Source organism: Nocardiopsis sp. CA-288880, from assembly GCF_050955985.1.
Taxonomy (GTDB): domain Bacteria; phylum Actinomycetota; class Actinomycetes; order Streptosporangiales; family Streptosporangiaceae; genus Nocardiopsis; species Nocardiopsis tropica.
The window spans coordinates 2,714,871-2,737,556 of record NZ_CP192105.1 but is presented as its reverse complement, the minus strand read 5'-3'; the positions used below and the strand labels follow the sequence as shown (position 1 = coordinate 2,737,556).

At 69.3% G+C, this 22,686-nt stretch carries 20 protein-coding genes; 12 read left to right on the top strand and 8 right to left on the bottom strand.

Going from position 1 to position 22,686, the window contains the following annotated elements:
• Window positions 1-29: 29 nt before the first annotated feature.
• Together ACQPYD_RS11630 and menB are read right to left on the bottom strand one after the other, a co-directional pair.
• A complete protein-coding gene (locus ACQPYD_RS11630) occupies window positions 30-1,016 on the bottom strand; it encodes an o-succinylbenzoate synthase (RefSeq protein ID WP_433700992.1) in 987 nt (328 codons plus the stop codon).
• Window positions 1,013-1,852 (bottom strand): 1,4-dihydroxy-2-naphthoyl-CoA synthase, encoded by an 840-nt coding sequence (gene menB / locus ACQPYD_RS11625; protein WP_267949431.1) that lies wholly within the window; start codon window positions 1,850-1,852, stop codon window positions 1,013-1,015. The genes ACQPYD_RS11630 and menB overlap by 4 nt, the downstream gene beginning before the upstream one ends.
• A 239-nt stretch (window positions 1,853-2,091) precedes the next feature.
• Here menB and ACQPYD_RS11620 point away from each other — a divergent pair, with 239 nt between their 5' ends.
• From ACQPYD_RS11620 to ACQPYD_RS11610, 3 genes are all read left to right on the top strand, one after another.
• A complete protein-coding gene (locus tag ACQPYD_RS11620; RefSeq protein ID WP_433700991.1) occupies window positions 2,092-3,348 on the top strand; it encodes an AMP-binding protein in 1,257 nt (418 codons plus the stop codon).
• Window positions 3,349-3,884: 536 nt separating this feature from the next.
• Complete coding sequence (locus ACQPYD_RS11615) at window positions 3,885-5,294, top strand: RNA polymerase sigma factor (RefSeq protein ID WP_433700990.1); 1,410 nt, start codon at window positions 3,885-3,887, stop codon at window positions 5,292-5,294.
• A 134-nt stretch (window positions 5,295-5,428) separates the two neighbouring features.
• The gene (locus ACQPYD_RS11610; RefSeq protein ID WP_433700989.1) at window positions 5,429-5,785 is read left to right on the top strand and encodes a hypothetical protein; all 357 of its coding nucleotides are present in this window, start codon (window positions 5,429-5,431) and stop codon (window positions 5,783-5,785) included.
• Window positions 5,786-5,813: 28 nt separating this feature from the next.
• Here the strand turns inward: ACQPYD_RS11610 and ACQPYD_RS11605 are convergent, their stop codons facing one another.
• Entirely contained in the window at window positions 5,814-6,176 is a 363-nt protein-coding gene (locus ACQPYD_RS11605) for a GntR family transcriptional regulator (protein WP_344182759.1), read from the bottom strand.
• Between the two features lie 112 nt (window positions 6,177-6,288).
• Entirely contained in the window at window positions 6,289-6,675 is a 387-nt protein-coding gene (locus tag ACQPYD_RS11600; protein ID WP_267949427.1) for a hypothetical protein, read from the bottom strand.
• A 144-nt stretch (window positions 6,676-6,819) separates the two neighbouring features.
• On the opposite strand from ACQPYD_RS11600, the gene ACQPYD_RS11595 reads away from it, so the two are divergent.
• Complete coding sequence (locus ACQPYD_RS11595) at window positions 6,820-7,434, top strand: TetR family transcriptional regulator (RefSeq protein ID WP_433700988.1); 615 nt, start codon at window positions 6,820-6,822, stop codon at window positions 7,432-7,434.
• 135 nt (window positions 7,435-7,569) lie between these two features.
• On the top strand, window positions 7,570-8,349 hold the full coding sequence (locus ACQPYD_RS11590) for a sporulation protein (RefSeq protein ID WP_433700987.1): 780 nt from the start codon (window positions 7,570-7,572) through the stop codon (window positions 8,347-8,349).
• A 122-nt stretch (window positions 8,350-8,471) separates the two neighbouring features.
• Here the strand turns inward: ACQPYD_RS11590 and ACQPYD_RS11585 are convergent, their stop codons facing one another.
• Window positions 8,472-10,280, bottom strand: coding sequence for an ABC transporter ATP-binding protein (locus ACQPYD_RS11585; RefSeq protein ID WP_433700986.1), 1,809 nt, complete (start codon window positions 10,278-10,280; stop codon window positions 8,472-8,474).
• A gap of 112 nt (window positions 10,281-10,392) precedes the next feature.
• Complete coding sequence (locus ACQPYD_RS11580) at window positions 10,393-11,406, bottom strand: ABC transporter permease (RefSeq protein ID WP_433700985.1); 1,014 nt, start codon at window positions 11,404-11,406, stop codon at window positions 10,393-10,395.
• Between the two features lie 373 nt (window positions 11,407-11,779).
• Here ACQPYD_RS11580 and ACQPYD_RS11575 point away from each other — a divergent pair, with 373 nt between their 5' ends.
• Window positions 11,780-12,121: a hypothetical protein gene (locus tag ACQPYD_RS11575; RefSeq protein WP_433700984.1), complete on the top strand. Its 342-nt coding sequence runs from the start codon at window positions 11,780-11,782 to the stop codon at window positions 12,119-12,121.
• A 1,028-nt stretch (window positions 12,122-13,149) separates the two neighbouring features.
• On the opposite strand, the gene ACQPYD_RS11570 is transcribed toward ACQPYD_RS11575, so the two are convergent.
• A complete protein-coding gene (locus ACQPYD_RS11570) occupies window positions 13,150-13,452 on the bottom strand; it encodes a hypothetical protein (protein WP_433700983.1) in 303 nt (100 codons plus the stop codon).
• Window positions 13,453-13,460: 8 nt separating this feature from the next.
• Window positions 13,461-13,637 (bottom strand): hypothetical protein, encoded by a 177-nt coding sequence (locus tag ACQPYD_RS11565; RefSeq protein ID WP_344183094.1) that lies wholly within the window; start codon window positions 13,635-13,637, stop codon window positions 13,461-13,463.
• Window positions 13,638-14,279: 642 nt separating this feature from the next.
• On the opposite strand from ACQPYD_RS11565, the gene ACQPYD_RS11560 reads away from it, so the two are divergent.
• The 6 genes from ACQPYD_RS11560 to ACQPYD_RS11535 all read left to right on the top strand — a co-directional run bounded on the left by ACQPYD_RS11560 (window position 14,280) and on the right by ACQPYD_RS11535 (window position 22,637).
• On the top strand, window positions 14,280-14,504 hold the full coding sequence (locus ACQPYD_RS11560; RefSeq protein WP_433700982.1) for a hypothetical protein: 225 nt from the start codon (window positions 14,280-14,282) through the stop codon (window positions 14,502-14,504).
• 599 nt (window positions 14,505-15,103) lie between these two features.
• Entirely contained in the window at window positions 15,104-16,582 is a 1,479-nt protein-coding gene (locus tag ACQPYD_RS11555; RefSeq protein WP_433700981.1) for a DUF3375 family protein, read from the top strand.
• Window positions 16,579-17,346 carry a DUF4194 domain-containing protein gene (locus tag ACQPYD_RS11550; RefSeq protein ID WP_433700980.1) on the top strand — a complete coding sequence of 256 codons (768 nt, stop codon included), beginning with the start codon at window positions 16,579-16,581 and terminating at the stop codon, window positions 17,344-17,346. Before ACQPYD_RS11555 ends, ACQPYD_RS11550 begins: the two co-directional genes overlap by 4 nt.
• On the top strand, window positions 17,343-20,711 hold the full coding sequence (locus ACQPYD_RS11545) for an ATP-binding protein (RefSeq protein ID WP_433700979.1): 3,369 nt from the start codon (window positions 17,343-17,345) through the stop codon (window positions 20,709-20,711). Before ACQPYD_RS11550 ends, ACQPYD_RS11545 begins: the two co-directional genes overlap by 4 nt.
• Complete coding sequence (locus ACQPYD_RS11540) at window positions 20,708-21,856, top strand: Wadjet anti-phage system protein JetD domain-containing protein (RefSeq protein WP_433700978.1); 1,149 nt, start codon at window positions 20,708-20,710, stop codon at window positions 21,854-21,856. The genes ACQPYD_RS11545 and ACQPYD_RS11540 overlap by 4 nt, the downstream gene beginning before the upstream one ends.
• Before the next feature lie 319 nt (window positions 21,857-22,175).
• A complete protein-coding gene (locus ACQPYD_RS11535; RefSeq protein WP_433700977.1) occupies window positions 22,176-22,637 on the top strand; it encodes a hypothetical protein in 462 nt (153 codons plus the stop codon).
• Window positions 22,638-22,686: the final 49 nt, after the last annotated feature.

Below are 22,686 nucleotides of genomic sequence, written 5' to 3'. Positions count from 1 at the left end.
GGCCCCGGCGCCGGTCCGCCGGGCCGGGGCTAGCCGGTTCCGGAGACCTCGTCCGCCGCGGCGCGGGCCGCCTCGGCCCGGGCACGCCACCCGGCGGGGTCCACCTCCACCGCGCGCAGGCTCTCCTCGTCCACCGCCACCGGCCGTACCGGCAGGAACCCGTCCAGGGGCAGCAGCGGGTCCGCGGTGACGTCGGCGGTGAGCATCTGCCCGGTGGCGAGCCCGCACGCGTGGGGCAGGTCCGGCAGCGCGGCGGCCAGGGCCACCCCGGCCGCGAGCCCGACGGAGGTCTCCACGGCGCTGGAGACCACCACGGGAAGCCCGCACGCCTCGGCGACCCGCAGCGCGGCCCGCACCCCGCCCAGCGGCTGGACCTTGAGGACCACGATGTCGGCCGCGCCCGCGGCCCTGACCCTGAGGGGGTCCTCGGCCCGGCGGATCGACTCGTCGGCGGCCACCGGGACGTCGACGCGGCGGCGCACCTCGGCCAGCTCCTCCAGGGTCGCACACGGCTGTTCGACGTACTCCAGGCCGAACCGGTCCAGGGCCCGGACCATGCGCACCGCGGTGTCCACGTCCCAGCCGCCGTTGGCGTCCACCCGCACCTTCCCGGAGGGGCCGAGGGCGTCGCGGACGGCCTCGACGCGGGCCAGGTCCTGCGCCGGGTCCTGCCCCCTCTCCGCGACCTTGACCTTGGCGGTCGCGCAACCGCCCGCGGCGACGATCGCGCGGGCCCGCTCCGGGTCCAGCGCGGGAACCGTCACGTTGACCGGCACCCGGTCGCGGACCGGTTCGGGCCACCCGAGGAAGGCGGCCTCGTGGCAGGCCGCCCACCAGCGGGAGGACTCGCGCGGACCGTACTCGGCGAAGGGCGAGAACTCGCCCCAGCCGGCGGGCCCGCGCACGAGCATCCCCTCCCGGACGGTGACGCCGCGGAAGCGGTCGCGCAGGCCGACCGCGAAGGCGCGCCCCCCGGAGGGGGCGCCCTCCGGGCCGGACCCGACGGGGGGCGTCACGGGCGGCGCGGGAACTTGTCGAACTCCGGACGCCGCTTCTCCTTGAACGCGTCCCGGCCCTCCTGGGCCTCCTCGCTCATGTAGTAGAGCATGGTGGCGTCACCGGCGAACTGCTGCATCCCGGCGGCGCCGTCGCTGACCGCGTTGATGGCGCCCTTGAGCATGCGCAGCGCCAGGGGGGACTTCTCCAGGAGCTCGCGCGCCCAGGCGACGGTCTCCTTCTCCAGGTCCTCCAGCGGGACCACGGTGTTGATCATGCCCATGTCCAGCGCCTCCTGCGCGCTGTACTGGCGGCACAGGTACCAGATCTCGCGGGCCTTCTTCAGGCCGACGGTCTCGGCGAGCAGCCAGGAACCGTAACCGCCGTCGAACGAGCCGACCTTGGGGCCGGTCTGGCCGAACTTGGCGTTGTCGGCGGCGATGGTCAGGTCGCAGCAGACCTGGAGGACGTTGCCGCCGCCGATGGACCAGCCCGCGACCATGCAGATGACCGGCTTGGGCAGGCGGCGGATCTGCACCTGCAGGTCGAGGACGTTGAGCCGGCCGATGCCCTGGCGGGCCACGGCGTCGTCGCCGATGTAGCCGTCGTCGCCGCGGATCTTCTGGTCGCCGCCGGAGCAGAACGCCTGGTCGCCGGCGCCGGTGAAGATGATCACGCCGACCCCGGAGTCGTCGCGGGCGATGTTGAACGCCTGCTGGAGCTCGAACAGGGTCTGGGGCCGGAAGGCGTTGTGCCGCTCCGGGCGGTTGATCGTGATCTTGGCGATGCCCTCCGCGGTCTCGTAGATGATGTCGGAATACTCGCCCGACCGCTGCCAGTCGATCACGCTGCTCACGGCTACTACTTCTCCTCACGGGGACACTGGGGACGACGCGGACGCGCCTTCGTCGGCCGCGTCCAAGCGTCAACCCTACGCATTCTGCCAGGCGAGCCGGGACGAACAGGCACGCACCCGGCCGTCCGGCGCCCCGGGGCTCCCCGCGCCACGGTCGCCGCCCGGGGCGCGCGGCCCCCGGCCCGGGGCGCGGGGAACCCGCGGGCGCGGTGGCGGCGGACGGGCGTACCCTGGCGGGCGTGGCACGCGCGAATCAGGTTGAAACCCAGGTCGAGGTCCCCCCGTCCGAGGAGGGCCGCCCCCTCCAGGCCGTCCTCGGGCTGGCGCCGGAGCGGTTCGGGGACCTGCTCGCCCGCGCCCTGGACGGCGAGGGCCCCGCCCTGCTGCCCGTCCCCGCGGGCACCCCCGACGCGCGGGTGCGCGACCTGCTCGCCGCGATGCGGCCCTCGTCCCTGCGCGGCCCGGACGGCGTGACCGCGCTCGGGGGCTCCGCGCCGGCGGGCGCCGACACCGCCCTGGTCGTCACCACGTCGGGCTCCACCGGCGCCCCCAAGGGGGTGGAGCTGTCCGCGGAGGCCCTGCGCTCCTCCGCCCGCGCCTCGGTCGCGCGGATCGGCGCCGTCCCGGGCGACCCGTGGCTGTGCGTGCTGCCCGCCGGACACATCTCCGGCATCCAGGTGATGATGCGCGCCCTCGTGACGGGGACCCGGGCGGTGCACGCCCCCTTCGACGTGGACACGGTGCGGGAGGCCGCCGAGCGGCTGCGGCCGCACGTGTCCCTGGTCCCCACGCAGCTGCGGCGGCTCATGGCCGCCGGGGTGGACCCGTCCCTGTTCGGGTCGGTCCTGCTCGGCGGGGCCGCCGCCGAACCCGCGCTGGTCGGGGCGGCCCGCGCGGCGGGCGCGCGGGTGGCGACCACCTACGGCATGAGCGAGACCTGCGGCGGATGCGTCTACGACGGCGTCCCCCTGGACGGCGTCCGGGTGCGGATCGACGCCGAGGCCCCCGGCGGGCCCGGGCGGATCCTGCTGTCGGGACCGGTACTCCTGAGCGGGTACCGGCTGCCCCCGGGCAGCCCCGCCGATCCGGGGGCGCCGGCCGCCGACGGCGACGGGCGGCTCTGGCTGCGCACCAACGACCTGGGCCGCCTGGACGCGGACGGCCGCCTGACCGTGCTGGGCCGTATGGACGAGGTCGTCAACACCGGCGGCCACAAGGTGGTGCCCGGCCAGGTCAACGCCCTGCTGATGGAGCACCCGGCGGTGGCCGAGTCGGTGGTCGTGGGCCGCCCCGACCCGGAGTGGGGCGAGCGGGTGAGCGCGGTGGTGGTGCCCGCCGACCCGGACGCGCCCCCGACCCTGGAGCAGCTGCGCGCGTGGGTGCGCGAGCGCCTGCCCTCCTACGCGGCGCCGCGGGAGCTGGACCTGCGCGGGTCCCTGCCGATGCTGGCCTCGGGCAAGCCGGACCTGGTGGCACTGCGGAACGCCGCCTCCTGAGACCGGGCCCCGGGCGGGGCCCCGCCCGCCCGGCCGTTACCGCCGCACTCCGCACGCGTGGGACCCTGGGCCCGCCGGGTACCGCGCTCCGCTCCGCCGAGAGGGGCGCTGACCTGGGGGTCGTCGGCGCCGCCCGCCGGCGGCGCCGCCACGGCCGACGACAGCCGATCCCGGATGGCGGGGAACTTCCCGGAGGTCCCCCGCGTCTACTACCTGAGTATCCGGTCCCTTCGGCCCCTCTCCCAAGGAGGTCCGCAGTTGGCGCCAGCCATCGGTCCACCCGTTCGTGTCCCTGCGCCCTCCTCGCGGCCCGGCCGGGCGACCGGGCCGGGGCGCGGCCGCACCCGAGCGGGCTCCTTTACCCGCTCGCGTACACGCTTCGCCACTCTCCGCCCAGTGATCTGTGCCACTCTCGACGATATCCAATCGAGACAGGGAACATTTGACTCCCCGACACGTTGGACATATTGGCGCGTCCAGTCGGCGGGAACCCTCCGCCACGTGCCATACGTCTTGGAAGGGAGGGAGGTGCCCAGATGACGAGCACTGCCCTAGCCGCTTCGGCACACGCCGCCGAGGCCCCCGACGGCCCCGCTCAGAACGAGGACGCGGCCGCCGACGCGGCCCTGGCCGACCTGATCACCCGCGGACGCGCCCAGGGACACCTGTCCCTCTCCGAACTGCGTACCGCTTTCACCGCGGCCGGGGTCTCCTCCGGAGACGGCCGATCCATCCTGCGTGAACTCACCGAGAACGGGGTCCGGCTCGCCAACGGGGGCGACGACTCCGCGCTGGTGTCCGATCCTGACGCCGAGGACGACGTGCTGGAAAACACTCTCATCGCCACGGTGCCCGACACCGACGAGGCACCCAAGGCCGCATCCGGCAAGGCAGGGGCGCGCAAGGGCCCCGCCACCCGGAGGAAGGCCCGCACCACGCGGCGCACCAAGAAGACCGAGACCACCCAGGCCACCACCGATCCGGAGACCGGTGAGGCCGACCTCGACGACCAGTCGCCCGCCATGGGCGACTCGGTCCACACCTACCTCAAGGCCATCGGCCGCCGCCAGCTCCTCACCGCGGAGCAGGAGGTCGACCTGGCCAAGCGTGTCGAGGCCGGGCTCTACGCCGAGTACCGGCTGGGCCTGCACGGCAACGTCGACGGCTCCGTCCCGATGTCCGAGGCCGAGGTCGACGAGCTGGAGTGGGTGGCCGAGGACGGCCGCAAGGCCAAGTCCCACATGCTGGAGGCCAACCTGCGCCTGGTGGTGTCGGTGGCCAAGAAGTACAGCGACCGGGGGATGTCGCTGCTGGACGTGGTCCAGGAGGGCAACCTCGGCCTGATCCGCGCTGTGGAGAAGTTCGACTACAGCAAGGGCTTCAAGTTCTCCACCTACGCCATGTGGTGGATCCGCCAGGCCATCCAGCGCGGCTTCGCCGACTCCGCCCGCACCATCCGCCTTCCCGTGCACGTCCTGGAGCTCCTCAGCAAGGTGAGCCGGCTGGAGCGCGACATGCACCAGGCGCTGGGCCGCGAGCCCACCCCCGAGGAACTGGCCCTGGAGCTGGACAAGACCCCGGCCCAGATCGAGGAGCTGCTGCGGGTCACCCGCCAGCCGATCAGCCTCGACTCGACCATCGGCGAGGACGGCGAGACCCGTATCGGCGACCTCATCGAGGACATCGACGCCTCCGAGGCCTCCGAGGTGGTCGACCGCCAGCTCATGGCCGACCAGCTGCGCAACGCGCTCTCCGACCTGGAGCCGCGCGAGGCGACCATCATGTCCCTGCGGTTCGGGCTGATGGACGGCCGCCCGCGCACCCTGGACGAGATCGGCAAGCACCTCGGGCTGACCCGCGAGCGCATCCGGCAGCTGGAGAAGCAGTCGCTGTCCAAGCTGCGCCACCCCAGCCGCGCCCAGCAGCTGCTGGACTTCGCGAGCTAGACGCGGTTCGACACGCGAACGGGGCCGCCTCCCGCACGGGGGCGGCCCCGACGCGTGTCCGGCCTCAGGGATCTCCCCCATTCGCCCCTGGTATGGGGCCCGAGGCCCCGACAGCCGGCCCCCGCGGTGGCACGATGGCGCACATGACGAACAACCCCCACCGCGGCGACGAGATCGCCGCGGCCCTCAAGGCGAGCCGCGAACTCGGACCCGAGTACGACGAGGCCCTGGCCGCCTCCCTGGTCGAACGCATCGACGACACCATCGAGGACCGGGTCCGCCACCACGTGGCGCGCCAGACCTCCGGAGCTTCCGCCCGGGCCGGGATGCCCTCCAACACCGTGCGCTTCGTGCTCTCGCTGGTGTGCCTGGGCGTCAGCATCCCCGTCAGCGCCGTCACCGCGGCCCTGGGGTCCCCGGGGCTGCTGCCGTTGGTGTGGCTGGGCCTGATCGCGTTCTACGTGGTCTCCGTGGTCGGCCTGCGCCGCTGAGGGCGCGCGCCCGCTCCGCGCCGGGACCTCAGCGCCTCAGCGCCGCGCGCAGGATCTCCACCGCCTCGTCGTGGTCCAGGCCCACGCGGGAGATCACCTCGGCGTAGTCGCGCGCGGCCGCCAGCGCCTCCGCGCGCTGGTCGTCGCCGCCCGCGGCGACGAAGGTCCCCGAACGACCGCGGGTCTCGACCACACCCGCCTGCTCCAGCTCCCGGTACGCCCGCGCGACCGTGTTCACCGCCACCGAGAGCTCGCCCGCCAGGGCGCGCACCGTCGGCAGCCGGTGGCCGACCGCGAGTTCGCCGTTGGCGGCCGCGATGGCCACGATCGACCTGATCTGCTCGTAGGGCGGTACCTTCGACGTCGGATCTATGCGGATGAAATCCGCCATCTCCTACTGCGCTCCCCACGGTCGCCTGCTGCGGTGTCCGGTCCCCGGAGGGACCGAACACCAAACTACCGTGCGTGCCCCGGCCGCCGGCGGCGAACCGGCGGAACCGGCCTCATCCCGGAAGGCGCGGCACCCGCTGGATCCCGTGCATCCGGTGGGCCTCCCGGGCGGTGAGCAGCGTCTCCGCCGTCTGCGTCGCCTCGCGCACCTGCGGCCGGGCCAACCCCTTACGGCGGTGGATCCGGTCCTGGTACCCCTTGAGCCCCACCAGTGTCCGCTCCTTGGCGTAGGCGGCCCGCATGGCCTCGGTGAGCGCCTCGTCCAGCGCCACGCCCCGCTCGTGGACCTCGACCACGGAGGCCCCCGAGCCCCTCACAGCGTCCAGGGCCTCCTGCGCCTCGGCCACTCCCCGCAGGAGCTCGGGCAGGCGCGCGGCCCGCTCCCGGTCGGCCTCCAGGCTCTCGCGCGCCTGTGTCGTGCTCTGCTTGGCAAGTCCCATGTGTGCGCTCCGTACCCGCGTACCGTCGGTCGAGGCCACTCTAGAGGTGACGAAGATCATCCGACGACCCGGGCCGCGCGTCGGTGGTGGCCCCCGTCCCCGGGATCTGCCACCTTGGCGTCCCACACCCCCGAGAGGAACACCGTGAGCAGGAACTACGCCGGACTCAGCCGCGAGCGCATCATCGTCGAGGCGCTCCACATCATCTCCGGGCGCGGGTTGGGCGGCCTGTCGATGCGCCGGCTGGGCGACGCCCTGGAGGTGGAGGCCATGGCCATCTACCACCACTTCCCCCTGGGCAAGGAACAGCTGTTCAACGCCATCGCCGCCTACGTGGCCTCGCCCTCCCCCGCCGGGACCGCCCCCGCGGGCGGGGAGGACGGCGCCGAGGAGGACGGCCCCGCGGAGACGGAGGAGGAGGCCGTCGACACCCGGCCCTGGGACGTCCGCCTGACCGACTGGGCCGACACCCACCGCGCGCGCATGCTCGCCTACTCCGGCGCGCTCTCCCTGCTGGTGCACCGCGCCCCGCACACCCCCGACAGCGACGCCACCCGCGCCCTCATGCACCGCGCCTTCACCGACGCCGGCCTGACCGGCGAGGACGTGGTCCGCGCCGCCGACGCCCTCCACTCCTACTGCGTCGGCGCGGTCGTCCACCAGGTCCGCCACGCCGACGACGAGGACGCCCCCGACGAGGCCGAGGCCGAGGCCCGTTTCCGCTTCGGGCTGCGCGCCCTCCTGCGGGGACTCACCTGAGCCGGACAGGACACACACGGTGACCGGGAACCCCGGACGCCTCCCCCGCGTCTCTTCCCCGGGTGCCGAAACCCGTTCCCCTCGTCTGCACGCCGCCCGGCCACGGCACCACCGGCGCGGCACGGAGATCACGCCATGGTCCTCAAACGCCTGCTCGCCGGAATCGGATTCGGCGGAGCCTCCGTCGAAACGGTCCTGGACTCCGCCGGAACCCAACCGGGCGGCGTCCTGCGGGGCGTCGTCCACGTCGAGGCGGGAAGCGTCGAGCAGAGGGTCGAACGGCTCACCGTCGGCCTCCAGGCCAGGGTCGAGACCGAGGTCGGCGACCACGAGGTCAACAGCGACGTGGAGTTCCACCGGGTCAGCCTGGGCGAGGGCACCGTCCTGGCGCCCGGGCAGCGCTTCCAGGTGCCCTTCGAGCTCCCCGTCCCCTGGGAGACGCCCATCACCGTCCACCAGGGCCGCCACCTGCACCGGATGCACGTCGGGGTGAACACCCGGCTGCACGTGGCGGGCGCCGTGGACCCCGGCGACCTCGACCCCGTGGCCATCGCCCCGCTCCCCTCCCAGGCGGCGGTCCTCGACTCGCTGGTCGGTCTCGGGTTCGCCTTCAAGCAGGCGGACCTCGAACGGGGGCACATCCCCCACACCCGCCAGAGGCTCCCCTTCTACCAGGAGATCGAGTTCCGGGCGCCGAGCCGCTACCGGGGGCTGAACGAGCTCGAACTGTCCCTGGTCACCGACGGGCAGGGGTTCGACGCGGTGCTGGAGCTGGACAAGAAGCCCGGCCTGCTCTTCTCCGAGGGCCGCGACAGCTTCCACCGCTTCAGCGCCGACCACGCCCCCGGACTCGACTGGAGGGACCACCTGCACCAGTGGATCGACTCCCTGGCGGGCAGGCGCAGACTGCTCTGAGCGGCGGGGGCCGGGAGCGTGTCCGCCCGGCCCCGCCGGGCCCCCGGAGCGACCGCGACGCGGGAGGGCCCGGGGCGGTCGGCGGGAGCCGGTCGGAAGGGGCCGGCCCCGCCGCGGAGGGCTCAGGCGCCCGCCGCCCGCTGCCGGACGCGCTCCGCCCGCAGGCGGCGGGCCTCCTCCGGGTCCAGCACGGGCGCCGCCGTGAGCAGCTGGCGCGTGTACTCGCTCCGCGGATCCCCGTAGATGCCGTCGCTGGTGCCCAGTTCCACGACCTCCCCCTTGCGCATGACGGCGACGCGGTCGCTGACCTGGCGCACCACCGCCAGATCGTGCGCCACGAAGATGTACGTCAGCCCGAAGTCGTCCTGCAGCTCCGACAACAACCGCAGCACCTGGTCCTGCGTCGACACGTCCAGCGCCGACACCGGCTCGTCGCAGATGATCAGCTTCGGCTTGAGGATCAGCGCCCGCGCGATCGCGATCCGCTGACGCTGACCACCCGAGAACGCGTGCGGGAACCGGTTGTAGTGGTTGGGCTCCAGCCCCACCCGCTCCAACAGCTCCTGCACCTGCCGGCGCACCTTCTTGCCGTCCCTCTCCCCCTGCACCCGCAGCGCCGTACCGATCGCGTCCCCCACCGTCAGACGCGGGTTGAGCGAGGAGTAGGGGTTCTGGAACACCATCTGCACATCACGGCGCAGCGGACGCAGCGCCCGCTCCGACATGTGCGTGATGTCGCGCCCCTCGAACTCCACCCGGCCCCGGGTGGGCTCCAGCAGACGCATCACCATCCGCGACAACGTGCTCTTCCCCGACCCCGACTCCCCCACGATCCCCAGCGTCTCCCCCTGGTGCAGATCGAAGGACACACCCTTGACCGCCCAGAAGTCCGTGGAGCGGCCCCAGAGCCCTCCCCTCACCCTGAAGCTCTGCGACACCTCCTCCACCCGCAGCAGGACCTCGCCCCGCTCCGGCCCCCGGTCCGGGGCGAACGCGTCGAAGGACTCCTCCCCGTCCTCCCCCGCCGCCGTCGCCCCCGACGGCTGCCTGCGCTGCTCGGCGCGCGCCTTCGCGGCCCGGTCGGAGCGGTCGCGCGCCCGCCGCTGGGCGCGGGAGACCTCCACGCGCGGCACCGCGGCCAGCAGCTCCTGCGTGTAGGGGTGTTCGGGGGCGGACAGGACCCGGCGCACGTCGCCGCGCTCCACGGCCACGCCGTGGCGCATGACCACGACCTCGTCCACCGACCCCGCCACCACGGCCAGGTCGTGGGAGACCAGGATCAGACCCATGGCCAGATCCCGGCGCAGCTCGTCCAACAGGTCCAGGATCTGCGCCTGCACCGTCACGTCCAGGGCCGTGGTCGGCTCGTCCGCCAGCAGCACCTTGGGATCGCACATCAGCCCCATCGCGATCAGGACGCGCTGGCGCATGCCCCCCGAGAACTCGTGCGGGTAGGAGTTGATCCGCTTGCGCGCCTGCGGGATGCCCACCCGGTCCAGCGACTCCACGGCACGGTCGCGCGCCTGCGCGCGCGACACCTGCGGCCGGTGCACGCGCAGCGCCTCCACCAGCTGGTTGCCGATCGTGTACTGCGGGTGCAGCGACTGCATCGGGTCCTGGAACACCATCGCGATGTCGTTGCCGCGCATCCGCCGCAGCTGCTTGTCCGACGCCGACACCACGTCCTTGCCCACCACCTCGATGGAACCGCTGATCCGCGCCCGGCTCCCCCGGTGCAGGCCCATCAGCGCCAGCGACGTCACACTCTTGCCCGAACCGGACTCGCCCACGATGCCGAGCCCACCGCCCGCGGGCAGCTCGAACGACAACCCGTCCACCGCCCGGACTTCGCCGTCCATGGTCGGGAACACCACCCGCAGGTCGTCCACCCGGACGACGGCCTCGGCGGAGGACGGTGCGGACTCACTCATAGGAGACGCCTCTACTCTCTCGGTCCGGCGGGTCTGTGGACTGCTCCTCGGCGGGCGCCCGGTCGGCGCCCCGTGCGCCCGGCGCCGGGCGGCGCGTCCCGCGCGTCCGGCGCTAGCCGTGGATGCGCACGCGCGGGTCGATCAGCGGGTACACCAGGTCGACGATCAGGTTGCAGACGACGATGAAGAACGCCCCGAACAGGGTCACCCCCAGAATCACCGGCAGGTCGCTCTGCGTGATCGCGTTGACGGCGTACCGGCCGATCCCGTTCAGCGAGAACACCTGCTCCGTCAGGACCGCGCCGCCCAGCACCAGCCCCAGGTCCAGGCCGAAGATCGTCACGATGGGGGTGAGCGTGGGGCGCAGCGCGTGCTTGAGCACCACCTTCCTCTCGCTGAGCCCCTTGGCGCGGGCGGTGCGGATGTAGTCCTCGCCCAGCGTCTCCAGCATCCCCGCGCGGGTCTGCCGCGCGTACATGGCGGCGTGCAGGAAGGCCAGCGTCAGCCACGGCAGGAACAGCCCCTCCGCCCACCCCAGCGGGTCCTCGGTGAAGGGCACGTAGCCCGGCGTGGCGAACAGGCCCCACGCGTGCACGAGGAAGGCCAGCGCCAGCAGGCCGGTGAAGAAGATGGGCAGCGACACCCCCGCCAGGGCGACGGCCATCGCCAGGCGGTCGAACAGGCTGCCCTTCCACACCGCCGACACCACCCCGACCAGGATCCCGCCGACCAGCCAGATGACGCCCGCGCCCAGCGCCAGCGACGCCGTCACCGGCAGGCGGGCCATGATCTCGGGGAACACCTCCTGGTAGCTCTGGAAGGAGTAGCCGAAGCACGGCGCCGAGCACTCGATGGTGTCGCGGCCGAACCGGTACTCGGCGCCGAAGAAGATCCCCCGGACGAACTCCCCGAACTGCACGAACACGGGCTTGTCCAGCCCCAGGCGCTCGATGGTGGCCTGGATCGCCTCGGGGGTCGGGGCGCGGCCCACGTACATGGTCGCCAGCTGCTCGGTGGTCCGTCCCGCCCACCGGGGCACCACGTAGAAGATGGCGAAGGTGACCAGGGTGACCACGGCCAACAGCAGGAGGCCGGCGCCCAGACGGCGCAGGATGTAGGTCAGCAACGCGCGTGCTCTCCGTTCAGGGGCTCGGACGGGGCAGGTCGCGGCGGGCCGCCGGGATCACGGTGACCGCCCAGGACGCGCCCACACCGGCAACAGTAACCGAGTGTGTTCGTTTGATCACGCTCATCCATGACGGTGTGTGCCCGCTCCCGGGTGCCTCCGCGGCCCCGGGCGGGGCCACGGCAGCACCGGAGCCGGACGAGAACAGGCCCCCCGATCACCCGGAGTTGACCACACCCGGCCCTTCCCCGTGCTAGTTCTGTTTCCAGGGATGCGCCACCGCCGGGGCCACGGCCCCGGCGCGCACAGGGCGTACGGCGCGCGAGGCGGGAGCACGGCGCGCCCGGGAGACACCGTTTCGAGGAGGACGTCCATGCCGAACCTGTTCAGCGCGTCGGACCGCGCGAGGGTCGCCCGGAGCGTGGCGGACGCCCACGGCGTGGACTACCCGGAGGCGATGCGCATGGTGCAGGACGCGCTCTCGGGCCGGGGGGACCCGGAGCACGACCGGCTGGTGGCACCGTTCCTGTGGGGACAGCTCGGACCGGCGGCGGAGAGGCTCCACCGGTCCCGCGGGAACGCGCAGGAGGTGGCGGCCTCGGAGGCCGTGCCCCGGGAGGTCGCCCTGTCACGGTGGGCGGGGGCGATGTTCGGCGAGCACCCGGACCTGGCGCGCCTGGACCGGCAGCTGGAGCACTTCTACGGCGACGTCTGAGGACGGGCCGGGGCCACTGGCCCGGTGTCAGGGGAACGGGACATCGTGGAGTTCTGCCAGGCACCGCAGCCGAGCGCGCAACTCACGTGCCTGCCGGTTCCGCATGGCGTGGACCAGGACGTCGAGAAAGTCCTTGGCCCTCAGCGGATGCCTGATTCACACAAGTCACTTAGGACTCAGGAAGCGCGGCTACCACCACGGAGTTGTTCGCAGGGTGTTAGGTGCTTCGCAGGAGCCAAGGATCGGCATGATGCACGCCCGAAACGCACGGCTGCTTGAGGAAGACGTCGGATACCCCTCCGTCCATACGGTGCCACCCTCTATCCGAGCAGTCCTGAAATCGTCATATCGCCGGTCGCCGTCCAGGTCGACTTCGAAGCGAAGGTGCGTACCAGCAACACCGTTTTGAACGCGAGCCCACCCGTACCGAACACCATTACTGTGCACGCCGGTACGAATCTGGAGCCTGGTGCTTCCGTGTGCCACGGTCACGGGGGTCTGCTGGGAGGTGGTCGAAGTCATGTGCTCTCGTCCAAGCCAGGGGGGGATTTTAGCTGCGTTGCTCTCAGTGATCTCAGTAGTTTGAAGGGATCGAGGGGTGGCAGCGGCGAGGCTAGGTGCCGCCATACCTGTGGTCATCAGAACAGCTGCGGCAACAGCGACGAGGCTCTTCTTGATCGCGCCCATGAGCCTCCTCGAAGAGAACCTTCGCGCCAAGTAGCGCGTTGGAAGAATTCTTACAAAGTCGACTTTGGCTCGGTGTCCTCTGTCGGTCCGCTGAATCGGGCCACATGGAGGACTTCCTGTCGCCCCACTGTCCGACGTAAGGCCACCAGTTTCCGTCCAGCGTGCGGGAACCGGACACAGCCGAAACGCCAGGTAGCGACAATGCGGTCGATCATCGACCCAGTTCAGACCCGCCCGGCAGGAAGCATCCACCCCGTGATGTGTCCCCGACTGCCGGGCGCCCCAACATCCCGCCCTGCTCCGCGCCCCTGAGGGGGAGGCGCGTCGAGCGGGGCGGGCGACTACTTCCCCGCCGGGTCCCGCTTCTTGCCGACCGACGGGTCCATGATCAGGGCACCGAAGGCCAGCACGGCGCCCGGGACAATCGACCCCCACACAAGCAGAGTTCGGTTCGACCAAGCGGCCGCACACGCCGGGCCTCCGAGGTAGCTGCTCTCGCGATCGAACACCTTCCCGCACTCGCCTATGACCAGGGGCCCGAACTGGCCGGGGTCGATGGGCTCGATGGGTAGGAGCCCCGCGACGACACCGGTCACCACGAGGGCGACGCCGACCAGGATGAACAGCTTCGTGGAGTGCCGCATGGCGCTCCTCACCGGTAGTAGGTCTTCGTGACGCGCCTCTTCGGCACGATCACCCGGAAGATCCACCACGGGATCCAGATCATCAGCCACATGCCGCAGGAGAAGATCGTCAGCAGCAGGTGCGTCGAGTTCGCCAGCCCGCCGAGCCCGCGCCGCTTCTCCACGCTCTTGGAGTACCGGGGCATCGGCGGAGGCGGAGGAAGCTGCTGGGGCGGCGGATAGTACGGCTGTTGGTGGTGCGGCTGCTGATAATGGCCATAGGGATCCTGGCCCGGGGGCGGGGGGTACGACACAGGTGTCTCCGAAGGCAGCGCAGGGATATGCCGCCACAGTAGACGGGCACCGCCACCCCCTCAGGACGTTTGGCCACAGGCGGCCACCAGGGCAACCGCCCATCACCTGGGGCGTCTGGAGGTGCCCGTTGTCCGGAGGGTGGAGGGGCAGCACCCGCAGGGCCGAACTGCCCTCCGACTGGTACAGCCGCGTGCGCCCGCGCATCCTGCGCCGCGACCGCCATGTCTGCCAGTGGCGAATGGCTGTCGGGGAATCTGCGGTGAGCCAGCGAACCAGGTCGACCACATGGGCGACCGCGACGACCACCGCGACGAGAACCTCCAAGCGCTGTGCGAACGACACCACAAGCACAAGAGCGCGGCCAAGGGCAACGTCTCCCATCAGCCGCGCCCGAGCCACTTCCGCAGGCCTGAACGCCACCCCGAAACCCCATAGCCACCTGAACTGGCAAAACAGGGGACCCTCTCTCCCGGTCCATCCCTGCGAGTGTGGGGCCCACACGGTCGGAACTGTATGACCACCTTCTTCACGGGTTGAGGGACTACACCTTCGGCCAGAGAGTGTGCTTCCTGTGGCGGACAGCCGACACCGCCGCCGACTGGAAGAAACACAGGCAACTCACCACCGCCCATGTCTCCTCCGCTGCAGTTACCGGTCTACAAGGCAAGCTCGCATCTGCCCGCGAATACAAGGCTCTGATCCTCGAGTACGGCCTTGCGCGCTCCTACACAGAGCCGACCGCGCTGCCAGCTCTTTGAAGTGTGAGGTGGATAAGTACGTCGCGCTCAAACTCATCTGTGAACTGTAGGAAGTCTCTATGCCGTGTTCCCCTGCCGGGAGTGCTCTACGGAGGCGAAGAGAACGCGGAGGACATCAGGGAGCACCACACCTTACTGGGAACCCTCGCGCTCCGGCTCGGGCCCAACCTGGCGCACAAAGCAGCAGTCCAACCCCCATAACCCCTGATCGTCCAGGCACTTCACTAACACTCCCACGTCGGCGAGTGCTACTACGAAATCGCTTTCAAGGCCTTCCTGGGAGAGACCATGAGCACCCCGGCCTTCCCCGGCATTGAGGCCCCCTACGCCTGCTCACGCCCGGTGCTGCCTGCTCGCGGTCAGGACCGCGGACCACCATGGGCAAGATCGTCCTGGCTTTGGAACCGGACCGCCACGCCGACCCGGCTGGGGTACCAGCCCTGTACTGTACCGGGCACGAGAAACGGAAATTTCGACAGATTTGGTGCATAGTCGATTGGCAGGCTTTCCGGGTTGCGACACGAACTGTCCGTCTCGACTTCTACTCTCCAAAGCAAGCCACTCGGTGGTCAACGCGAAGCAGGTAAGGGGAGGTGTTGATGGGCGACATCGAGGGTGAGGTCGCACGCATCAATTCGGCTTTGGATACGCCGACTTTGAAGTTGCTCGACCGCAAGTCCGCTGGTATCGCGATGCCCATCTTCGCCACCTCCTTCCCCGAGGACGGGCAGCCGATCCCGGTGGAGAGGTTCCACACCGTGGTCGATGCCCGCCTCGACGAGCTGAGGGCTGCCGGTCACCCGGCCCCGGCAGCGGGCGGCAAGACCCTGGCGATGCAGTGGGTGCGGGAACGGTGGCTCTACCGCGATCCCGGAGACGGCCAGGAAACCTATCAGTTGACCGGTGATGCGAAGCAGGCACTGGACTACGTGACCCGCGCGACCCGCACCCAGCTGAACGTCTCCCTGTCGCGGATCACCACCATGCGCCATGTCGTGTCCCAGGCCGCGCTGGTCGCCAACCCGGACCGTGGGGAACGGATCCGGCGGCTGACGGAGGAGATCGTGGGGCTGACGGCCGAGCGCGACCGGCTCACCGAGGGGGGCGAGATGCTGCAGACGACAGAGGCTGAACTGACTGAGCAGTTCGCGAACGTGCTCAGGGAGCTCGACGGTCTGCCCTCGGACTTTCGCCGGGTCGAGGAAGCCGTCCGGGACATGCACAAGGTCATCGCCAAACGGTTCCGGGAGGAAGCACGCCCCGTCGGCGAGGTCGTCGATGACTACCTGGACCAGTCGGCGAACCTGCTGAAGGCCACCCCGGAGGGACGAGCGTTCGCCGGCGCTCTGGAGCTGCTGCGCAACCGCGACTGGCTCGACCGGCTCCGCAAGGACCTACAGGTGATCCTGGCCCACCCGTGGGCCGGAACCCTTCTGCCGGATGAGCACCGCCAGCTGCGGACGACGGTGGATGTGATCCGTCGCGGTATCTCCGAGGTCCTGGGACAGCGGCAGCGGCTGTCAGCGACCTTGCGGGAGCACATCGAGAACTACGACCACGTCAAGAACCGCGAACTCGACGAGGTGCTGCGCGGCATCGACGGGCAGATGCGGGTCTGGATGCAGTCGGCCCGCGCACGCAGCCACGTCGAAGTGGAACTGATCCCGCCCGGCCTGGACATCTCCGGACTGCGGTTTCGCACCTTCGACCCGGACAGCGAACGCGCCCCCGAACCGTTGGAAGACGTCACCGCAGAGGCCCCGCAGGCGTTGTCGCTCGAGGAGATACGCAAACAGGGCGGTCCGTCGCTGGCCGAGCTGCGCCATGAGATCCAGACGCGGCTCGCCACCGGGGACGTGGAGTCCGCTGCCGCACTGTTCAACACACTGCCAGAGGACCTGCGTCGCCCGGTGGAGATCCTCGGCCTGCTGCACCTGCTCGCAGGGATGGACACCGACGTGGACGCCACCATCCGCGAACCGGTCGCGGCGGTGCGCCCCGACGGCAGCACCCGCCGGTTCCTCATGCCGCGCATCACCATGGCTGACAGCTTCGGCGTGGACGGAGACGAGCAGTGACCCACACCTGGGCCGGCGAGGGGACTGACCCCGGCCACGACTTCGACCCGTCCGCCGGCGAGGCGCTCTCCAACATGGAGGACACCGAGGACAGGACATCGTTGGCGATGTTCGAGGAGGACACCAGCACTCTCTACCCCGAGCAGCGGCGGTGTCTGCACGCCCTACTGAAGCACCGTTACATCTCCGCGGAGAGCCATCCCGAGCAGTGGGCGGCCCTCATCACCCACCAGGACCTCATCAAGAGCCGCCTCAACGACTTGTTCCTCGAACTGCATGTGGACCGCGACTACCAGGTGGCCTTCAAACGACAAGCCGCCACCGAGACCGGAGACCCCCTTCCCTCCCTGCTGCGCGATATGGCGCACAGCAAGGAGGAGACCATCGTCATGATGTACCTGCGGCACCGGTTCCGCGCCCAGCTCCAGGAGGGCAACAACATCGTCTTCGCCGAGCGGCAGATCATGCTCGACGAAGTGGCGGACCACCGCCCCGAACACACCACCCACCGCGCCATGGACCACAGGCGCGCCAACAAGGCCATCGACACGCTCGCCACCGCCGGGGTGCTGCTCAAGACCGCAGACCCGGACCGGTTCCGCATCTCACCGATCATCGAGGTCCTCCTCCCGGTGGAGAAACTCCGTGCCCTGTGGGTCTGGCTGATCACACAGAACGGCTTCGAGACACCCACCGGCCAAGACCGCGGCACCGGCCCCGCCGAACTCGATTTCGACTCCGACGTTGAGGAAGAGACAGGATGACCATCGACCAGCCGCTCATCCCCGACCTCGCCGTGCCTGATGGAACCAGCCAGTGGCGTGCCGACACGCTGCAGATGGTCAACTGGGGCGGCTTCCACGGGTGGAACGAGGCGCGTTACTCACCCGGCTCCACGCTCATCTCCGGTGCGTCGGGCACCGGGAAGTCCACCATGCTGGACGCCTACATCGCGCTGATGATGCCCTCCGACACCGCGTTCAACGGTGCGTCGAACGAGGCCGGTGGTCGGGCCCGGTCCGCTGAGCAGCGCAACCTGCTCAGTTACCTGCGCGGTCAGACCGACATCAATCGAGTGGCCGACGAATTGCGCGACCAGGTGCTGCGGGGGGCGGACGGGGCGCCCACCTGGGGTGCGGTCGGGATGACGTTCGTCAACGACAGCGGCCGCAAGTACACCGTCGCGCGGCTCTACTTCGTGAAGCCAGGTGCGAAAGGCAACGGCGACTTGATCACCGCCTTCGTCACGCTCGACGGCTACCTGAACCTGTCCCGGTTCGCGCCGCTCGCCAAGACCCGCTTCACCAGGCGGGCGCTGCGGACCGCCTTCAGCAATATCTCCGTGTTCGAGACGTTCTGGGAGTTCGAGGACAGCGTGCACACCCGCCTGGGCATCGGCGGCGCCAGCGGCGGCCGCAAAGCCATGCGGCTCCTGGCCCGTCTCCAGGCCAACATGCAACTCAAGCGCGTGGACACCCTCTACAAGACCATGGTGCTCGAAGTGCCAGGCACCTACCAGGCCGCTGACAACGCCCTGGAACACTTCGCCGACATCGAGGCCTCCTACAGCAAGATGGTCGACGAGGCCAAGAAGGTCGAAACTCTCCGGCGCCTCCCCGACCTCCAGAGGGAGCTGGAGCGGGCCCAGAGCGATGTGGACCTGATCCATGGGTTCGGCGCCGACTCCGAGGACGTCTCACCGTTTCAGCTGTGGCGGCTGCGCACCGAACGCGCGCTCCTGGACACGGCGGTCGAGGAGAACCGACAGGCCCGTGCCAAAACGACCGCTGAGTTCCAACAAGCCCAACGGGACGAAGCCGACCACCAGACGGGCTTGGACAAGATCGCGGAGGACAAGAGCGCCAACGGCGGCGACGTCATCGATGACCGCCTCCGAAAGATCAAGGACCTCGAAACCAGCCGCAACGGCGTCTATGAGGCCAATCTCAGGTTCCAACTCCGCACCGAGCCAATCCACCTGGTCGTACCCGACAAGGAGGAACAGTTCAGCGAGGCCCAAGCCGCCGCCGCAGAGTTCCTGGTCGGGTTCGAGGGCCGAGAAGGGACGTTGAAGGACGAAGAGGACGCGTGCAAAAGCGAGCAGCTGTATCCGCTCACCACCCGCCAGGCCGAACTACTGAAGGAGAGGAAATCCCTCCAGGGCCGGGCCGGGATGGTCCCCGAACGGCTGCACCACGCACGTGTGCGCATGGCTGAGGCCGCCGGGCTCGACCCCATGAACGACCTGCCGTTCGTGGCTGAACTCATCGACGTTCTCCCCGACGAGGAACACTGGCGCAAAGCGATCGAGACCACCCTGGGTGGTCTGGCCCGGGTCGTCCTGGTCGACCAGCGCACCCTCACACACCTGTCCAGCAGCATTGACGGTGTCCCGATCCGGCCCCGCATCCAGTTCCAGGCCGTCACTCTCGCCGATACCCAGGACTGGCGCGGCGACCCCGACCACGTGTCCGGCAAGCTTGCCTTCAAGGACTCGCCGTTCTCCCGATGGGTCCAAGGACGCGTCAGCGACACCGGTATCGACCACCTGTGCGTTCCTGATGCCGCTGCCCTGGCTGGTGACGGGCCACGCGTCACCCCCGCCGGCCAGACACGGCACGGGCACAAGGGAGCACACGGCGAATCCGGCGACGGCAACATCATCGGCTTCTCCAACGAACGGCGCCTGGCTGATATCGACTCGGCCCTTGCCGACCTCGATCCGCAGATCGAAGCGGTCCGCACACGCATCAAGGACGTCCAGGACCGGCTCGGTGACTTGGGCCGCCAACGCGTCGCGCACCAATGTGTCGCAGACACCGACTGGGCTTCCATCGACTACCTCGGTGTGGACAGGAAGATCGCGGACTTCAGGGACGAGATCCAGCGCTTCCGTGGTGCCAACAAGATCCTCGACGAACTCCAAGCTGAAGAAGAGCGCCTCAAGCCGTTGTTGGAGGAAGCGAACCGTCTGCGTGTCCTGGAGGCCGACCGGCTGAAAACGCTGGAGAAGGAGCACGGCGATCTGGCCACGAAGCAGGACGAGGTCCAAGGCGCTGTCGACGACATCGACAACGAACAAAGCGCCACCGTTACTGGCGACCAACAGGAGTACCTAGACGAGCTGTTCGATAAGAACTGGGCCGCCACTGACCCTGAAACGTTCAGTTACAACATGCGAGCCATGCGCAACCGCCTCAAGGCAGACGCCGCCGCAGCGCAACTGAGCGTCAAACGCGCCACCGAAGCCATGAAACAAATGTTCGAGTCGTTCCAGGCCCAATGGAGCGAACACAACCTCGGCACAACCGTCGCCTCCGCTGCGGGGTACCGTGAGATCCTCGACCGCATCGAGACTACGGGTCTTCATGAACGCCGCGAGAAGTGGCAGCGCGAACTCGCCGCCTGGTCCAGCGACGACCTGCTCAAACTCAACGACGTCTTCGACACCGCGATCGATGACATCGAGCAGAGGCTCGTCCCCATCAACGCCATCCTGCGCGGGCTTCCCTTCGGCGGCAAAGGCATCCTCCAGATCGACCTGCGTCGCCTCAAAATTGCGGAAGTGGTCCAGTTCCGGAGTCGGCTCCGAGAACTGTCCTCCGGAGTCGCCGCCGAACTGACCGACCACCAAGTCGAGAGCCGGTTCAAGAAACTCCACGAGTTCATGGCCCTCATCAGCGTCCCCGAAGGCCACACCAAGACCTCCACACCACAGCGCGACCGCTACCTCGACGTGCGCCAACACGTGGTCATCACCGCCGTCTGCCTGGATGAGCACGACCGTGAGATCGCCATCCACGACTCCCTGGGCGGCAAGTCCGGAGGCGAGAGCCAAGAACTCATCGCGTTCATCGTCGGGTCCGCGCTGCGCTACCAACTCGGCGACGAGACCCGCTCCCGGCCCCGATTCGCGCCCGTCTTCCTCGACGAGGCTTTCGTGAAGGCCGACAGCGAGTACGCGGGCCGCGCCGTCAGGGCGTGGCAGAACCTGGGGTTCCAACTCATCATCGGCGCGCCGCTCGACAAGGTCACCGCCCTGGAACCCCACATGGACCTCATCCTCACCATCACCAAGAACAGCCGCGGCTACTCCTACATCACTGCCCTCCCGGACGGCGCCGCATGAAGACACCCGAGCAGGTTGTCGCCGACATCGAACGGCGACTCTCCAAGCACTGGCACACCGCTATCGCCGGCGGCGACCCGTCGTTCCCTCACGCCTTCCCGCTCGGCAGGCTCACCAGGGCCGCCCTCGAGGCCGACTACGCCGCCGTCCACGCCCGCACCATCCAATGGCAGGACTGGGCCAAGACCCGCGGTCTCGACCTCGCCTACGAAAATCGCTCGGTCAAAGGGACCTCCCAGGTCGTCCCGACCCACCTCGGCGTTGACTCCCTCGACCGGGCCGCGGCCATCGTCGGAGGGGCATGGCCCTCCCGGCTCGAACGAGCCCGCCACCGGCACCGCGTCCTACAGGAGCGCTACCCCCAGATAGCGGACCATGACCGCGCGCTCCGCCTCGTCGACCAGTACACACCCCTGGACTTCGACCTGCTCACCACCGTTGCCGACTGGTACCTCGCAGACCCCGCCCGTGCAGGCCTCGGTGTCACACCACGGCAGGTACCGCTGCCGGGCGTCCACGCCAAGTGGCTCCAGGCCCACACGAAGGGTGTCCTGGCCCTGACCGGCCTGAACGACCTCGGCCTTCGACCCGCCCACCCCTCCCGCATCCACTTCACCTACCTCGACCCCGCCTACCGGGCCACCGGTGCGCGCGTCCACGACTCGGCCACCGTCGACGACACCTTCACCCCCGCCTACCAACCCGACGTCGTCCTCATCTCCGAGAACAAGGACACCGCCATCCACTTCCCACCGACCCCCGGCGGCATCGCCGTCGAAGGGCACGGTTTCGGAGGAAGGACGGCCGCCGCGTTCGCCTGGCTCGCCGGTGCGCCTCGCCTGTTCTACTGGGGTGACATCGACCGCCACGGCTACGAGATCCTCAACGGCTTCCGGGCCGACGGCCTCCCCGTGACCTCCATTCTCATGGACCCCCGCACCTATGAGGCCTATGAGCGGTACGGCACCGACACCGACAAGAACGGTGCGGCCATCAAGCCCGGCACGCCCAAACCACTCGCGCACCTCACCGGCCCTGAACGCACCGTCTACCTCCAACTGCTGGACACCGGCCACTCCGGCCACCGGCGCGTCGAGCAGGAACGCATCCCGCTCACTGCGGCATTCGAGGCCCTCGGGCTCTGAAAGGCCAGGCCGGTCGCAGAGGATCTCCTGCCCGGCTCCGGGGAAGCCCCGCCATAGGATTGCACGAGCAGCAGGGAGTTGACATCGAAGTCCTTGCCGAAGCCCACCCAATTCCCAGCCATGCGGCGCCCCGTCGGCTCGAACAGCAGTCGGATCGCACCGTGGCACCGCACTCCCGGCAGTACCCCTCTTCCGCAGTCTGCTCGGTCCAGTTGGATGGGCAGAGCTCGTCGAGATTTGACAGAAATGGCGTCCGTGTAATTATCAACTGGAATATGCCACGAAGACCCATGTCACATTACCCCAATGGGACGAACCGATGAATGAAAGCGAACAAAATGAATGGCTCGGCAGCTTTCTAACGGATATGGACATCGGTCGACTGGAGAGCGTCTCGGTTTCAGTCACCCCAAATCGGTCTTTAGGGCTGATTGAGCTGTTGGAGAGTTGGCAAAATCACGTTCTCAGGATCGAGGCGGAGACTGGGCTACCAGATTCCAACAGAACGGTATGGGTCGCCTATGACTTGATTGCCGCCCTCGCACTCAGGAGTCTCGTCCATCGGGGTATGAAAAAAGCCGAATCGGATTACCTCGAGGGGTTCATGCGAGCTCTCGATGATGTCGACTCCAGGTTTATTCAGTTCACTGAAAATGATGAACCAGGGATTGTTCGCCACCTTGACGACGGCGGGCGATCGGATGATGAATGGTGGTGGGATCGAGTTCCCCAACTTGGCCCGATTCGTCGAGATATCGATCGAATAAATTTGTCATCGTAGTCCTATTTTGGCTACTGAAATGAATAGGAAACGATGGCAGCCCTAGGTT

What these genes read in the sequence shown, in the direction of transcription:
- ACQPYD_RS11615 (WP_433700990.1), top strand. Translation starts at nt 3,885, where the DNA reads ATGACGAGCACTGCCCTAGCCGCTTCGGCACACGCCGCCGAGGCCCCC.
- ACQPYD_RS11610 (WP_433700989.1), top strand. Translation starts at nt 5,429, where the DNA reads ATGGCGCACATGACGAACAACCCCCACCGCGGCGACGAGATCGCCGCG.
- ACQPYD_RS11605 (WP_344182759.1), bottom strand. Translation starts at nt 6,176, where the DNA reads ATGGCGGATTTCATCCGCATAGATCCGACGTCGAAGGTACCGCCCTAC.
- ACQPYD_RS11600 (WP_267949427.1), bottom strand. Translation starts at nt 6,675, where the DNA reads ATGGGACTTGCCAAGCAGAGCACGACACAGGCGCGCGAGAGCCTGGAG.
- ACQPYD_RS11590 (WP_433700987.1), top strand. Translation starts at nt 7,570, where the DNA reads ATGGTCCTCAAACGCCTGCTCGCCGGAATCGGATTCGGCGGAGCCTCC.
- ACQPYD_RS11585 (WP_433700986.1), bottom strand. Translation starts at nt 10,280, where the DNA reads ATGAGTGAGTCCGCACCGTCCTCCGCCGAGGCCGTCGTCCGGGTGGAC.
- ACQPYD_RS11575 (WP_433700984.1), top strand. Translation starts at nt 11,780, where the DNA reads ATGCCGAACCTGTTCAGCGCGTCGGACCGCGCGAGGGTCGCCCGGAGC.
- ACQPYD_RS11570 (WP_433700983.1), bottom strand. Translation starts at nt 13,452, where the DNA reads ATGCGGCACTCCACGAAGCTGTTCATCCTGGTCGGCGTCGCCCTCGTG.
- ACQPYD_RS11565 (WP_344183094.1), bottom strand. Translation starts at nt 13,637, where the DNA reads ATGCCCCGGTACTCCAAGAGCGTGGAGAAGCGGCGCGGGCTCGGCGGG.
- ACQPYD_RS11555 (WP_433700981.1), top strand. Translation starts at nt 15,104, where the DNA reads ATGGGCGACATCGAGGGTGAGGTCGCACGCATCAATTCGGCTTTGGAT.
- ACQPYD_RS11545 (WP_433700979.1), top strand. Translation starts at nt 17,343, where the DNA reads ATGACCATCGACCAGCCGCTCATCCCCGACCTCGCCGTGCCTGATGGA.
- ACQPYD_RS11540 (WP_433700978.1), top strand. Translation starts at nt 20,708, where the DNA reads ATGAAGACACCCGAGCAGGTTGTCGCCGACATCGAACGGCGACTCTCC.
- ACQPYD_RS11535 (WP_433700977.1), top strand. Translation starts at nt 22,176, where the DNA reads ATGAATGAAAGCGAACAAAATGAATGGCTCGGCAGCTTTCTAACGGAT.